11 protein-coding genes are annotated in these 13,642 nt (G+C 56.8%); 1 reads left to right on the forward strand and 10 read right to left on the reverse strand.

Annotation, left to right across the window (positions count from 1 at the left end; translation table 11 throughout):
• Positions 1–14: 14 nt before the first annotated feature.
• The 6 genes from CPH65_RS12135 to CPH65_RS12160 form a co-directional block, all read right to left on the reverse strand.
• Positions 15–2,279 (reverse strand): Tex family protein, encoded by a 2,265-nt coding sequence (locus CPH65_RS12135; RefSeq protein ID WP_096176384.1) that lies wholly within the window; start codon positions 2,277–2,279, stop codon positions 15–17.
• Positions 2,280–2,433: 154 nt separating this feature from the next.
• Positions 2,434–4,869, reverse strand: coding sequence for a glycoside hydrolase family 3 protein (locus CPH65_RS12140; RefSeq protein ID WP_096173706.1), 2,436 nt, complete (start codon positions 4,867–4,869; stop codon positions 2,434–2,436).
• 11 nt (positions 4,870–4,880) lie between these two features.
• A complete protein-coding gene (locus CPH65_RS12145) occupies positions 4,881–5,714 on the reverse strand; it encodes an ABC transporter permease (protein ID WP_096173707.1) in 834 nt (277 codons plus the stop codon).
• Between the two features lies 1 nt (position 5,715).
• Positions 5,716–6,771, reverse strand: a complete 1,056-nt coding sequence (locus CPH65_RS12150) for a PotD/PotF family extracellular solute-binding protein (RefSeq protein WP_244574388.1) — start codon at positions 6,769–6,771, stop codon at positions 5,716–5,718.
• 24 nt (positions 6,772–6,795) lie between these two features.
• Entirely contained in the window at positions 6,796–7,854 is a 1,059-nt protein-coding gene (locus CPH65_RS12155; protein ID WP_096173708.1) for an ABC transporter ATP-binding protein, read from the reverse strand.
• A 23-nt stretch (positions 7,855–7,877) separates the two neighbouring features.
• Positions 7,878–8,690, reverse strand: coding sequence for an ABC transporter permease (locus CPH65_RS12160; RefSeq protein WP_096173709.1), 813 nt, complete (start codon positions 8,688–8,690; stop codon positions 7,878–7,880).
• Positions 8,691–8,811: 121 nt separating this feature from the next.
• Between CPH65_RS12160 and CPH65_RS12165 the strand changes: the two genes are divergently transcribed.
• Positions 8,812–9,879, forward strand: coding sequence for a LacI family DNA-binding transcriptional regulator (locus CPH65_RS12165; protein ID WP_244574389.1), 1,068 nt, complete (start codon positions 8,812–8,814; stop codon positions 9,877–9,879).
• Positions 9,880–10,157: 278 nt separating this feature from the next.
• Here CPH65_RS12165 and CPH65_RS12170 read toward each other — a convergent pair whose 3' ends face one another.
• The 4 genes from CPH65_RS12170 to CPH65_RS12185 all read right to left on the reverse strand — a co-directional run bounded on the left by CPH65_RS12170 (position 10,158) and on the right by CPH65_RS12185 (position 13,639).
• A complete protein-coding gene (locus CPH65_RS12170) occupies positions 10,158–11,267 on the reverse strand; it encodes a PLP-dependent cysteine synthase family protein (protein WP_197703838.1) in 1,110 nt (369 codons plus the stop codon).
• Positions 11,267–11,656, reverse strand: coding sequence for a RidA family protein (locus CPH65_RS12175; RefSeq protein ID WP_197704056.1), 390 nt, complete (start codon positions 11,654–11,656; stop codon positions 11,267–11,269). The genes CPH65_RS12170 and CPH65_RS12175 overlap by 1 nt, the downstream gene beginning before the upstream one ends.
• Before the next feature lie 169 nt (positions 11,657–11,825).
• Entirely contained in the window at positions 11,826–13,118 is a 1,293-nt protein-coding gene (locus tag CPH65_RS12180) for a TRAP transporter large permease (RefSeq protein WP_096173712.1), read from the reverse strand.
• A complete protein-coding gene (locus tag CPH65_RS12185) occupies positions 13,115–13,639 on the reverse strand; it encodes a TRAP transporter small permease (RefSeq protein WP_096173713.1) in 525 nt (174 codons plus the stop codon). Before CPH65_RS12185 ends, CPH65_RS12180 begins: the two co-directional genes overlap by 4 nt.
• Positions 13,640–13,642: the final 3 nt, after the last annotated feature.

Here is a 13,642-nt window from a genome sequence, read left to right on the forward strand (position 1 = left end):
GCGCGCTTGGCCTTTTACTTGCGAAAGGCCTTGGCAAGCGCCTCTCCCAATTGCCCCATTCCATCCCCTTTATCCTGACGCTTTGCAGGCCCTTTGTCTCGGGGCTTGGGGGCTGGTTTCTTGCCGCGAACCGTCTCGCCAATCTCTGGTGCAGATTTCATCGACAAGCCGATGCGCTTGGCTTTTTCATCGATCGATGTGACCACAACCTTGACGACCTGTCCGGCCTTGACGATTTTGGAGGGGTCGGTCACAAAACTGTCCGATAGCTGCGAGATATGGACCAAGCCGTCCTGATGCACGCCGATATCCACGAAGGCTCCGAAAGCGGCGACATTCGTCACGGTTCCCTCAAGTCTCATTCCCGGGCGCAGATCAGAAATCTCGTTGATGCCTTCCTTGAAGGTGGCCGTCTTGAACTGGGGACGCGGGTCACGACCCGGCTTGCGCAATTCTTCAAGAATGTCCTTGATTGTCGGAATGCCAAACTCGCCGGTCACGAATTTTTCCGGTTCGACGTTCCGCAGGCTGTTGGCATCTCCCATGATGTCTCGAAGATCACGGCCGCAATCTGCAACGATTCTTTTGGCAACTTTGTAGGCTTCCGGATGAACCGCCGAAGCATCGAGCGGTTCAGTCCCGCCAATCACCCGCAGAAACCCTGCGCATTGCGAGAAGGCACGTGGGCCAAGGCGAGGGACCGATTTCAATTCAGACCGCTTTGTGAAGACGCCGTTTGTATCACGGTAGGTGACGATGGTCTCGGCAAGAGAGGGGCCGACGCCGGCAACATAGGACAGCAGGGCAGGAGATGCCGTGTTGACATCAACCCCAACGGCATTCACCACATCTTCCACCGCGCCAGCCAGCGCTCTGGCAAGCCGCGTCTGATCCACATCGTGCTGATATTGTCCGACGCCAATCGCCTTGGGATCAATTTTCACCAGTTCTGCAAGAGGATCCTGCAACCGGCGCGCGATAGACACCGCGCCGCGCAAAGAGACATCCAGTTCAGGAAACTCGCGGGAGGCAAATTCGGATGCAGAATAGACCGATGCTCCGGCCTCGCTGACGACCACTTTCGTGGGCTTCTTGCCTTCCATTGAAGAGAGCAGATCAGCCACCAATGCGTCGGTCTCGCGCGATGCGGTGCCATTGCCGATGGCGATCAACTCCACACCAAAGCGCTTGATGAGGGCACCAAGCTCGCTCAATGTGCCACGCACATCATTGCGGGGCGCGTACGGATAGACTGTGCTGGTGGCCAGAAGCTTTCCTGTGGCGTCCACAACGGCGACCTTCACGCCGGTCCGGATGCCCGGGTCAAGCCCCATCGTGCACTTCATGCCCGCCGGGGCGGCCATCAAAAGGGCTTTCAGATTGGTGACAAAGACGTCGATCGCTTCTTTTTCGGCCCGCTCGCGCATCTCGGACGTCATTTCCAGATTAAGGCGCGGCGTGAACTTCACCTTCCATGTCCAGTCAATGACCTTGTCGAGAAAAGCATTGCCGTGCGGCACGCCATTGTCATTGATGATGGCCGACTTGGAAAAGGCAACAGCGTCGTCATCGAACTCGATATCAATGGAAAGGAACTCAGCATCCTGACCACGCAACATCGCCAGAACCCGGTGACCGGGTGCCTTGGCCCAGTTTTCCGTATGATCGAAATAGTCCGCGAATTTGCGGCCTTCTTCTTCCTTGCCGGACACAACGCTGGCCTTCAGCCGGCCAGACCGCTTCACGACCGGTCGAATCTTGGCCGCTGTATCGGGGTGCTGGGCAAACCGTTCAGACAGGATATCGCGCACACCGTCCAGAGCGGCTTTAGTGTCCGCGATTTTCTCCCCGATAAAGGGCTGAGCCAAATCTTCAGGGGCTTTGCCGGGCTGCGACAGAATAGCGTCGGCGAGGGGAAGCAGGCCGTTATCAATCGCTTTCTGAGCTCTGGTTTTGACCTTGACGCGGAAGGGTGCGTGGATGTCTTCAAGCTCAGCCTTCGTTGTCGCCTTGTCAAGCCGGGCGAGGATCTCATCCGTGAGCTTGCCTTGGGATTCAATCGCGGTCTTGATGGTTTCGCGCCGTTTTGAAAAGTCGCGAAGATACAGGAGCCGTTCATCGAGCTTGCGCAGCTGGATGTCGTCTAGCCCGCCAGTTACTTCTTTGCGGTAGCGGGCAATGAATGGAATGGTGTCGCCGGTATCGATGAGCTCGATAGCCGCGATAACCTGCTTTGCCTGACAGCCAATTTCCGTGGCGATCAGAGATGGGATGGACATTTCTTTGATCAAAGTCAGAATCCGAATCTTGTTTGTTTCGGGCCGATATTGATGCATTTGCTGGCAATAGGAAAGCGGATTAGATGTTCCCACAAGCTTCTTGCAGGCTTGCCGGAGACAAACGATGAGCGTTGCCTATCTGATGACTTCCATCTCAATCTTGCCTGTCGGTGCTCAGCTCGTCCCGTTCAATTGTGTGATGAAAGTAGAGTGTCTCGCTTGATGTGCCGATGCTCAGCTGGAAGCGGGCATCATGGATGCTCCATTGCTCGTATCGCGCGGACCATCGCTGGAAGGCACGCCGAGGGACCGTGATGGATATCGTTTCCGTCTCGCCCGGCGCGAGGCGGACCTTTGAGTAGGCCGCCAAACCACTCACACGTTCGGTCTTGCCCCTGAGATAGAGCTGAACCACCTCACTGCCCTCAAGATCACCGTGATTGGTGAGCGTGACAACAACGACCAGCGCCTGCTGCGTACAGGCACTTTTGAGCACTTCGGACCTCACCAGTTCGATCTTGCCATATCCCAAGCCATGGCCAAACGGGAATTGCGGCCGCGTTCCGCGCGCCTGAAATCCGCGGTACCCGATATGGGACTTTTCTGAATATACAATGTCGTCATGCGGCTTTGGACGATCTGTCATTGGAGAAAGATCTTCTCCAACCGCGGGGAAACTTTGGGGCAGACGGCCCGCTGGCTCCGCCCTGCCGCTCAGGATATCACCAAGAGCGTTGCCGCATTCCTGCCCCGGATACCACAGTTGCAAGATGGCAGGAACCTTGTCGGCCCAAGGCATGGTGACCGGTGAGCCGGATTGCATGACCACAAGTGTCTTGGCATTTTCCTGCGCTATCGCCTCGATCAGATCATTCTGGGCTGCAGGCAGATCCAGACTGGCGCGGTCCTCAGCCTCGGTCTCCCAATCATCATTCAACCCGGCAACCAGCACGACCAGATCCGCTTTGCGTGCCAGCGTCACGGCGTGATCAAGCGAGCCAAAATCAGACGGCGCACGCAGTCCGAACCGAATGGCCTTCAGGGTGGTGGTCAGGCCGTCACCGCAGGCATAGTCCACCTCAATCTCATAGGACCGACCTGCCTCAAGATGGACATTGGTCCGGCGCTCAGCGCAGCCATGGCCAAAATAGCTGTAGCCGCGCTCCCAGCTCTCCCATGCTTCAAGCACCGGCGCTCCATCGATGGATAGGCGGCTGGTGCCAGCACTCATCAAGCCGACCTCATAGTCTCCCGTCTCTTGCGGTACATACACGCAGCGCAAGCGGGCGGAGAAGGCCTGATGGTCCACTTGTGGTGCAACCGGACCGAACCATTTGAATTCGCTCCGCTCCCCGTCTTGCTTCAGAACAGGCTCGCCTGACAAGTCGGTGCTCTGGAAAAAACTGATCTCCACGGGCTGTTTGATCAGCGGAACATAACGATCGCCCGGGCAGCCAAGCGCGTAGTCGATCTTGGCAAGGGGGAAGGCGTCCTTGATACCGTCAAGCGGAGTAACCGCATAATGGGCATTGATCTGGGCTGATCCCCCTCCAAACATGGTGGCGCGGGCCGCATTCGGACCGATCACGGCGATCCGGAGGTCGCTCTTTGGGGCAATCGGCAGCAGGTGGTTATTCTTGAGAAGAACGGCGCTTTCCGCTCCGGCCCTGCGAATGAGGGTGCGTGTGTGATGGCGATCTTCTGCCCGTTCCTGCGTCTGCTCATCTTCTGCTTTCGCGCCAACGCGCGCACCAAGCGCCAATATGCTCCGTGCGGCCTGTCGAAGCAGATCGGGATCTATCAGACCATCCCGCACCGCTTGCACAAGCTTTTCGCCGCGATGCTTGGCCGGGCCGGGCATCTCCAGATCAAGCCCGGCTTCAAGCGCTTCGACTGTCGAGTGTGTCGCCGTCCAGTCGGACATGACAACACCATCAAAGCCCCACTCCTTGCGCAAGACTTGCTCGATGAGCCATCTGTTTTGCGATGTGTGCGTGCCATTGAGCGCGTTGTAGGCGGTCATCACGCAAGCAACACCCGCTTCCTTCACTGCGGCCTCAAAGGGCGGGAAATAGATTTCCCGAAGGGTCTTTTCATCAATTTGCGAGCTTGTGGTGCGCCGCTCATATTCGCATTCATTGCCGATAAAATGCTTGATCGTCGCGGCAACGCCCTCGGATTGCACACCCTTGATATAGGCGACGGCCATTGTTGAGGCGAGCAGCGGATCTTCCGAGAAGCACTCGAAATTCCGTCCGTTCAGAGGATTGCGATGCATATTGACCGTTGGGGCAAGCAACACGCGCGCGCCCTTGGAACGGGTCTCACGCGCAAGGTCCTGCCCGATCTCTTCAACCAGCTCGGGGTTCCAACTTGCCGCCAGCGCAATGGCCACCGGATAGGCAGCAGACCGAACGCCGCCGCTGAAGTCTTCACCGCGGGCACCGTTGGGGCCGTCGGTGACCTTGATGGCCGGAACGCCAAGACGATCGATGGAAGCCGTGCGCCAAAAGCTGGCACCCGACAACAGACTGACCTGCTCCTCGAGCGTCATCGCATCGAGCAAGGAATCAAGATTGGACTGTGTCATTATTTGTCTTTTTATTGGGTCTTTTGGCGGGTCAGGGACCGCATGAGGCCATAACTGACAATCATCGTCAGGATTAACGTGCTGGTGAGCAAGACAAAGGCCAAAGCCGCACCAAACGGCCAGTTGCCCGCGCGGATGAACTGCTCATAGACAGCCGGAGCCAGCATGGTGAAGCCGGGCCCGCCAAGCAGAACCGGGGTCGCATAGGCATTCATCGACAGAATGAACACCAGAACACAGCCAGCCAGAACGCCGGGCGCCGCCTGAGGAAGAAGAACCCGGAAAAAGACCGTGAGGGGCCTTGCTCCCAAGCTGGCGGCAGCTTCTTCTGTTTGCCGCGGCACGGCTTCCACCACGGACGATAGCGTCAGGATCATGTAGGGCAGAATGACTGCGGTCGTGCCAACAACAACAGCGAACGGGGTGTACATCAGCTTGAACGGGCCGATGCCAAACGCCCCCAAACTGGCATTGATCGCCCCGTCCGTGCCGAGCAAGGCCATCCACCCGGCGGAGCGGACCACGTTGCCCACCAAGAGCGGGAACAGGGTGAAAATCGTCAGCAGAGATTTCCACCGGCTCTGCATCCGCGCCAGCCAATAGGCCGGCGCGAGCGATAGCGATAGGCTGAGAACCATACACAGCACGGCAACCCCGACCGTGGTCAGAAGAATTTCCTGATAATACGGGTCGGACAGGGCAGCAACATAGTTTTCCCCGCTTAGTGCGGTCACCATCAGTTCAGTCGGGCTATAGAGGTTGAGCGACATCCTGAACAGGCCCGCCATAGGCAGAACCAGCAAGACAAAAACCAACAAGGAAGCGGGAAAAACCAGAAACGGCATATCAACCCTTAAAGTTACGGTTCCAGAAATTGAGAATATCGACCTGATGCTCCATCAGATAGTCCTGGTCGAGACGCAGGAGCCGGTCCTGATCTTCAGCCGGCAGGCCGATGGCTTCTTCAAGCTCCTTGGGCAGATCGGCATCGGTCACAGTGGGAAGATATCCCATCTGTTCGGCAAACCCTGTCTGAGCGCTGGGGTCGAGGGCGGCGTTCAGATAGGCAAGACCACCCTCTTTATTGGGCGCATTCTTGGGCACAGCCATTTCGAAAGCGATGGGGATCGCGCCTTCCTTGGCAACGGCTCGCTTGATGTTAAGGCCCGCCTTGGACCAGGAATAGGCACGGGACACATAGTTCAGCGTGATCCAGACATCGCCGGATTTGAATGAAGCCGCAATCGCTTCGTTCGACGGCAAGATTTGCACATCCTGCTTTTCGCGCAGCTCCATCAGCTTGGCATGGCCGGGCTCGAAATCACTCATCGAGCCACCACCAACAAGCGCTGCCACAGCAGAGGTTGCGACATGGAGCTTGTCTGAGACGCCCACATGGCCCTTATATTCCGGCTTCCACAAATCAGCGTAGGAGGTCGGCGGTGTCTTGATCTTGTCTGGATTGTAGAGAATAGCGATGTAGGAATAGATCTGGGGCACAGAGTAGGGTTTACGCAACGCGGGGATGACCGCAGAAATGCGCGATACATTGGTCTCATCCAGCTCCGTCAGCGTGCCGATCTTTGCCATCGGATACATGTCCAGATCCGCCAGAACGGCAACGTCGAAACTGGATTTTGCACGCATCTTCTCGGTGCGCAGTTTGGTCTGACGCGCTTCGGTCGATGAGATGTCCTGAATAACCTCATAGCCTTCCGGCGCCATGAGGGCTTCATCAACGGTGCGATGCAGGATGTCGCCATAGTCGCCGCCAAAGACAGACGCGATGACTTCGCCCTTGTCCGCTGCAAAAGTGACCGAAGGAAGCGCCACGGCTAACACCGAGGCCATAATCGTAGAAGCAAGAAAATGTCTTCTGGTAAGGCTGATTTTGTCTGACATGGTGGTTCTCTTTCTGGTGTCTGATTAGGTGTTTGGCGGTAGAAGATGGGCGTCTTCAGCTGCCCAATCTACAGAAGCCTTCATGCCTGCCGTTAAACCGGCAAGGTCGGTTTGTTCTGCGGGGGTTGAAATTGTTGCCACGAGGGACGTGCCGCCAAGATCGAGCTTGTATTCGGTTTGGGCACCCAGATAGGTGACCTCCAGCACGCTGGCTTGCCGAGGAGACTTGAGCTGCGGATCAAGAGAAATTTTTTCGGGGCGCAGGGCAAAGATGGCGTCCCCGTTGAGGGTGTCGTGCGCTCGGCAGGGCAGGTCAACGCCCGATGCCGAGGTGAAAGACCCGCCGCGGCTGACGCTTCCTTCAACCAGATTGCACTGTCCGACAAAGCCTGCGACAAAGACATTCTCCGGCCTGTCGTAAAGGGCGCGCGGGCTACCGATCTGGCGCAAGACACCCCCTTCCATGACGGCCATGCGGTCGGCCATGATCAAGGCTTCTTCCTGATCGTGGGTGACGATCAGCGTTGTCACGCCAAGGCGCTGTTGCAGGTCTCTGATTTCATGCTGAACTTCGGCGCGCAACTTGGCATCCAGATTGGACAGCGGTTCATCAAGCAACAGGAGGGCCGGGTTGACGGCAAGGGCACGAGCGAGCGCCACGCGTTGCTGCTGGCCGCCAGACAATTGCCCCGGCATGCGATCCGCCAGATGCTCCAGCCGGACCATTTCCAGCGCATCCTTTATCCGTTTGTCGCGGTCGGCTCTGCCAAGCTTGCGCATTTCAAGCCCGAAGCCGACGTTTGCCGCCACGCTCATATGGGGGAAAAGGGCATAGGACTGGAACACCATGCCAACATCGCGCCGATAAGGCGGCAAAGAGGTGACATCCTCTTGACCAAACAGAATGCGCCCACTCGATGGTGTCTCGAAACCGGCGATCATGCGCAAGGTTGTTGACTTTCCGCACCCTGACGGCCCCAACAGCGCAACCATTTCACCCTGTTCCACGATGAAGTTGAGATCACGAACGACGGCGGTATTGCCGAAACTCTTCGCCAAATGTTCGATGGTCAATTTGCTCAAGGATAGTCTCCAGGACTGGCGCGTCAAAAGACACGGGAAAGTTTGACATAGCGATCGGTGAGAACCATCAGGAGCCCGATCAGCACGATTTGCACGGTGCCGACAGCTGCAAGGGTCGGATCGATCCGGAATTCGAGATAGTTGAGCATGGCGACCGGCAGGGTGATCTTGCCGGGCCCTGTCAGCAGAAGAGACAGCTCGAGATTTTCGAAACTCTGGATGAAGGAAAACATGCAGGCCGCAACAATACCCGAGCGCAGCATCGGGATGGTGATGCGCCATGTGACAACACGCGGGGAGGCGCCAAGGCTGGCTGCGGCTTCTTCGACCCGCATGTCAAGGCCTTCCATGCCAGCAGACACCAGCTTTACGGTCCATGGAATGGTCAGCAAGACATGGGCGGCAACCAGACCCGCGGTTGACCCGACGATGGTCCGGTCAATCACGAACTCTGCCTGAATATAAAAGATATAGAGCGCCGTCCCCGCGATAATGGCAGGCACAGCCAGCGGCCCAAGCAGCAGGGCGGAAAGGGCGCTCTTGCCTTTAAACTTTCCCCGGTTGATCCCGTAAGCGGCCATGGCTCCCAGAGGCACCCCGATCGCCGTGGCGATGAGCGCGAGCTGGAGACTGGTAACAAGCCCTTCGGCAAATTCCCGATGCGCCCACGCATTCGCGAACCATCTCAACGTCCAGCCTTCAGGCGGGAAACTGACAATCTGACTGCTAAAGAAGCTGACCAGGATCACCGCCAGCACCGGAGCCATAATGAAGGCATAGGCCAGAAACACCAGCAAGTAATAGGCAAATTTGGAAAAGGTACGGTTCAGGGTCATTGTAGCCTAAGGTGCTGTTTTCGAGACAATCAAACGGGCTGGAATTTTGTCATGAATTTGATATGATGACGTCATCATTGCGAATGATGACGTCATCATCAATAGAAAATTCGGTTTTTTTATGAAAAAATTTTCTCCTCTTCCCACCATGGGTGATGTCGCAAGGCATGCTGGCGTATCTCCAGCCACCGTCGCGCGCGTCCTTTATGAGCCTGAAAAGGTCAGTCTTGAAAAGCGCACGATTGTGCAAAACGCCCTGAAAGCCACGGGCTACAGACCGAACGCAGCAGCGCGTGGTCTTAGAACACAAAGAAGCGGGACGATCGGGCTTATCGTGGTGGATGGGACGCTCAACCCGTTTTTCAGCCAACTCAGTCAGGCGATCAGGAATGAGGCGCTCGAGCGGGGATATAATGTCCTGATGTTCCAGCACGGTATGAAGCCGGAACGGGAGGCAAAGGCTGTCACCCAGTTGCTGCAACAGCGCGCCGATGCTGTCATATTAGCCTATGGGGTGAATGCAGAAGGCGTGGCCCCGCTGCTGCAGGCGGGCATTCCGGTCGTTCAGATCGAGCAGGAAGTGTGCGCAGGAACCGATGCGGTCTTGATCGATCCCGTTGTCGGCATCGATGCAGCGGTCGAGCATCTGTGCGGACTCGGGCATGAACGCATTGCTTTCATTGGCGGTAACCCCGCGCTTTATGATCGCCCGCGCGTGCGCGGCACATCCATGGATGAGGACCGTCTGGCTGCCTTTCGTGCTGCCGTAAAGAAGCACGGAGCCAGTGATGATGACGCGCTCATTCGTTTGGGGCTTTATTTTTCAACCACGGGAGATGATCCCGCCCGGGCTGGCCGCGAAATGATGCATGCCTTGTTGAAGGAGCAAAATTGCCCGACCGCCGTGCTTGCATCCGGCGACATTCTGGCGGCCGGCGCGCTACAGGCTTTGGGGGAGGCCGGTCTATCCGTGCCCAAAGACATGTCTGTCATTGGGTTTGACAACTCCATTGCCAACCTGCTCAATCCGCCTCTTTCCTCCATTGGTCGCCCGCTTGTTGATATCGGCCGCTGTGCATTGGATCTGGCAGTTGGCGCTATCAATGGGCAAGACGAAAAAGAGGAAAACCGCATCACGTTCCCGACGGAATTGGTTCTGCGTCACTCGACCTCCAAGAGAAACGGCTAGGCCTCAAAACAGAAAATTGGATGCGTCGGATAGCGTCGAAGGAACAGCATATAGGTAACTTTGTTGCATGCTGTATCGCTGTTTACGGCCGCATATCTTCGGCAACCAGTTCCATGAAAGCCTTCGCCAACTCACTGCCATCGCCATCCGCATTGTTGACAGTTCTCAGGCTTTGAGGTGCAGTGAAAGGCTGGTTTAATCAGCCGATGCAGCTTCAAGCCGCTTCTTCAAACAAAAGCCAAGGCGAGGGGCTTGGGGCGCTTCGCCTTGGCTCGAATTTAGCCGAGCAATTGCTCGATTGTTTGCTGGCAAGCCTCGCTTTCGAGGGATTTCTCGATGCGCCAGTCCTTGTTGTAATAGGTGTCGCGGTAGCGATAGCCGCTGTCGCAGATCACCGTCACAATCGGACCGCTTTGGCCGGCTTTGCGCATCTTCCCGGCAATTACCAATGCGCCGTAGAAGTTGGTGCCGCTGGATGGTCCGACGGGACGACCGACAAGATCGGACAGTTTCAGCATCGCGGCCACGGATGACGCATCTGGAACCTTGATCATGGCGTCCACCAGATCAGGTTTGAAGGATGGCTCCACGCGTGGACGACCAATGCCTTCGATGCGGGATCCTGCCGAGCAGGTCAGCGCACACGAATGGGTGTCCCAGGCATCCATGAAAACCGAATTCTCGACATCGGGAACACAGAGCTTTGTCTTTAGCTTGTGGTAGCGCAGATGCCGTCCGATGGTTGCCGATGTGCCGCCGGTGCCCGCAGCCATGACGATCCATGCGGGTTCAGGCTCCGGTTCGCGTTTCATCTGATCGAGGATGGCGCCGGCAATGCAACCCGGGCTGCGCCAGTCGGTGGCAATCGCCGCGTTGGAGAACTGGTCCATGTAATGACCGTTGGTTTCTTTTGCCAGTGCTTCGGAAGCTTCATAGACCTGATCGCCGCGGTCCACCAGATGGATCTGGCCGCCATATTGCTTGATGGCGTTGACCTTGGTTTGCGACGTGTCCTTCTGCATCACGGCAATGAAGGGCAGGCCGAGCAATTTCGCAAAATACGCCTCGCTGACCGCAGTTGAGCCGGATGAGGCTTCGATAACAGTCGTCTCCGGACCGATATAGCCATGGCAGATCGCATTGGTGAACAGCGATTGCGCCAGACGATGCTTGAGGCTTCCCGTCGGGTGCGTGCTTTCATCCTTGAAATAGAGAGGCGTTTTCTCAAAGCCGGGCAGCTCGAGCCGGATCAGGTGTGTGTCAACCGCTCTCTGTTTCTCGCACTCCAGCTTTTCCAGCGCTTCACAGGCCCACTCGTGATGGGTTTCATGCTCCACAAGTGCAAAACACGGGGACGCATCGATCGTCATTTCAGCTTTGGTCAACATCACAGCGCTCCCTTGAGCGAAAAGACCGCTTCGATCTCGATTAGAGCGCCTTTGGGCAGGGCTGCAACCTGAAAGGTGGCGCGAGCAGGGAAGGGCTCTGAGAGATAACTGCCATAGGCTTCGTTGACGTCGGCAAAGCCGGCAAGGTCTTGCATCAGAATGGTTGTCTTGACCAGATTGGCAAATGAGGTTCCTGCCTCCTCTGCGATTGCTGCGATATTTTTCATGCTTTGATGCAGTTGGGAAACAACAACGTCGCTGTCGATTGTGCCGGTTGCGGGGTTGATCGGCAACTGCCCGGATACAAACAACAGATCGCCAGCAGCGATGGCTTGGGAGTAGGGGCCGATGGCGGCCGGAGCCTTGTCGGTATTGATCACTTTCATAATCGGTTCCTTTTCAGCCCGCGTGAGAAGCGGGCAAACGATTGATAGAGGCTGTGTGACATGTGACGGCCCTTCATGCTCCCGGTCAGAAAAAGGCACAGTTCACCCGTCGGGCGCCCGAACCCTAAAGGTCCGCGCGTCCAGTTTTCGGTTTGACTTGTCGTTCAATTGGCTACTGGGCTGGTCCCATCACCAGGTTCGGCAGCCAGAGCGTGATCTCGGGAACTGAGGCAATAAGGATCAGCACCAGGATCGGTGGAATGAGCAGTGGCAGGATGGCAACCGCCAACTTCTCGAACCTTACGCCAGACACCGCCGACATCAGATAGAGCCCAACGCCCAATGGGGGTGTTGCGATGCCCAGAAGCAGGGACAGCGTGATCACCATGCCGAACTGAACCCGGTCGATCCCGAACATGTCGGCAATCGGCAGCAGCAGCGGCAGGAGGATGATCTTTGCGGGTGTCGCTTCCATGAAACAACCAATCAGAACCAGCATTGCAATGGTGAAGGTCAGAAAGACCCCCTTGCTGGCGATGGCGTCCAGAATGCCGGATGCAAAAGCCTGCGGTACCTGTTCGAAAGCAAACAGCCAGCCCATGATTTGGGAGACACCGATGATCATCATGATCAGCGAGGCCAGCGTGGTGCTTTGCACCAACGCATCCCAAAGGGCGTCGTATTTAAGCTTGCGATAGAACAGGCCGATCAGCACGGAATAACCACATGCGATGACACCCGCCTCGGTGGCTGTTGCAAAGCCGAATACGATCGCACCGAGGATGATGCCGGGGGCAACCAAAGCAGGAATGCCCTCGATAGTGGCCTTCAAGAGTTCCTTGCGTGTTGCGCGTGGTTCGCGCGGCATGGGAACCCAGATGGCCATGGTGCGGATATACAGCATGAAGGAGATCGCGACGAGAATCCCCGGAACAATCCCGCCGAGAAACAGCCGGGCGACGGATTCACTCGCCAGCCATGCATAGACGATGAGGCTGATCGATGGGGGAACGATTGGACCCACAAGCGACGTTGCAACCGTCAGGGCTGCGGCGAATTCAGGGGTGTAGCCCCGGGCCCGCATGGCCTTGACTTCTAGCTGACCAAGGCCGGCAATATCGGCGGTCGCCGCCCCGGACACACCGGCAAACAGCAGCGAGGCCAGAACGTTCACATAGGCAAGCCCGGCCCGGAAGTGCCCCACCAGCGCAAGGGCGAAGTTGAAGATCCGATCCGTCAGGCCGATCGCATTCATCAGATTGCCGGCCAGAATGAAGAAGGGGATCGCCAACAGGCCGGGTTTGGCCGCCCCGTCGATGATTTGTTGGGGAACAACCAGACTCTGATCCCCGAACCCGGCATAGTAAAGGCCGGCAACCGAGGCAGCTCCGATTGCAATGGTGACCGGTACACCGACCATCATCAGGATAATGAAGCCACCAATGACGAGAAATCCGAGGGTCATGTCTGTACCTCCGGTTCGTCAAGTGTGTCGACCTTTTCAAAAGGCGTGACTTGGCCGGTTGCGATCTGGATGAAGTTCAGCAGCATGTGGAGGAAAACCAGAACGGATGAAATGAAGAGGGGCAAGGATCTCGCCCACAGTGGCAGGTCGATCATGTCCATCTTGGTTTGCTGGATGACAATCAGCGAAGGTGCCGCACGCAGGATGGCAATCATGAAAAGCATACCCACCGTGCAGGCAAACAAACCACCCAGGATACGCAGTGGTTTGGGCAGGCGGATCATGATCACATCCACGACAACATCGCGTTTCCCGCGCACATAGGCATAGAAGCCGAAGAACAGCATCCATGCAAAGAGCAACAGGGTCCAAGGGAAGACCCAGCCGAAGGCTTGATCGAGCGTCGCCCGAACCACGACATTCACCAGATTGATAGAGACCATGATCAACAGGCTGATGGTTGCCAACCATCTGAAAAGGATGGCAACCATATCAAGCGCTTTGTTGAGCGACGTCATCATTCG

The organism is Cohaesibacter sp. ES.047 (genome assembly GCF_900215505.1).
In the GTDB taxonomy this organism is placed as follows: domain Bacteria; phylum Pseudomonadota; class Alphaproteobacteria; order Rhizobiales; family Cohaesibacteraceae; genus Cohaesibacter.

Bases quoted from the DNA above. Each gene is read 5' to 3' on its own strand.
- CPH65_RS12135 (WP_096176384.1), bottom strand. From the start codon at position 2,279: ATGTCCATCCCATCTCTGATCGCCACGGAAATTGGCTGTCAGGCAAAG.
- CPH65_RS12140 (WP_096173706.1), bottom strand. From the start codon at position 4,869: ATGACACAGTCCAATCTTGATTCCTTGCTCGATGCGATGACGCTCGAG.
- CPH65_RS12145 (WP_096173707.1), bottom strand. From the start codon at position 5,714: ATGCCGTTTCTGGTTTTTCCCGCTTCCTTGTTGGTTTTTGTCTTGCTG.
- CPH65_RS12150 (WP_244574388.1), bottom strand. From the start codon at position 6,771: ATGTCAGACAAAATCAGCCTTACCAGAAGACATTTTCTTGCTTCTACG.
- CPH65_RS12160 (WP_096173709.1), bottom strand. From the start codon at position 8,690: ATGACCCTGAACCGTACCTTTTCCAAATTTGCCTATTACTTGCTGGTG.
- CPH65_RS12165 (WP_244574389.1), top strand. From the start codon at position 8,812: ATGAAAAAATTTTCTCCTCTTCCCACCATGGGTGATGTCGCAAGGCAT.
- CPH65_RS12170 (WP_197703838.1), bottom strand. From the start codon at position 11,267: ATGTTGACCAAAGCTGAAATGACGATCGATGCGTCCCCGTGTTTTGCA.
- CPH65_RS12180 (WP_096173712.1), bottom strand. From the start codon at position 13,118: ATGACCCTCGGATTTCTCGTCATTGGTGGCTTCATTATCCTGATGATG.
- CPH65_RS12185 (WP_096173713.1), bottom strand. From the start codon at position 13,639: ATGATGACGTCGCTCAACAAAGCGCTTGATATGGTTGCCATCCTTTTC.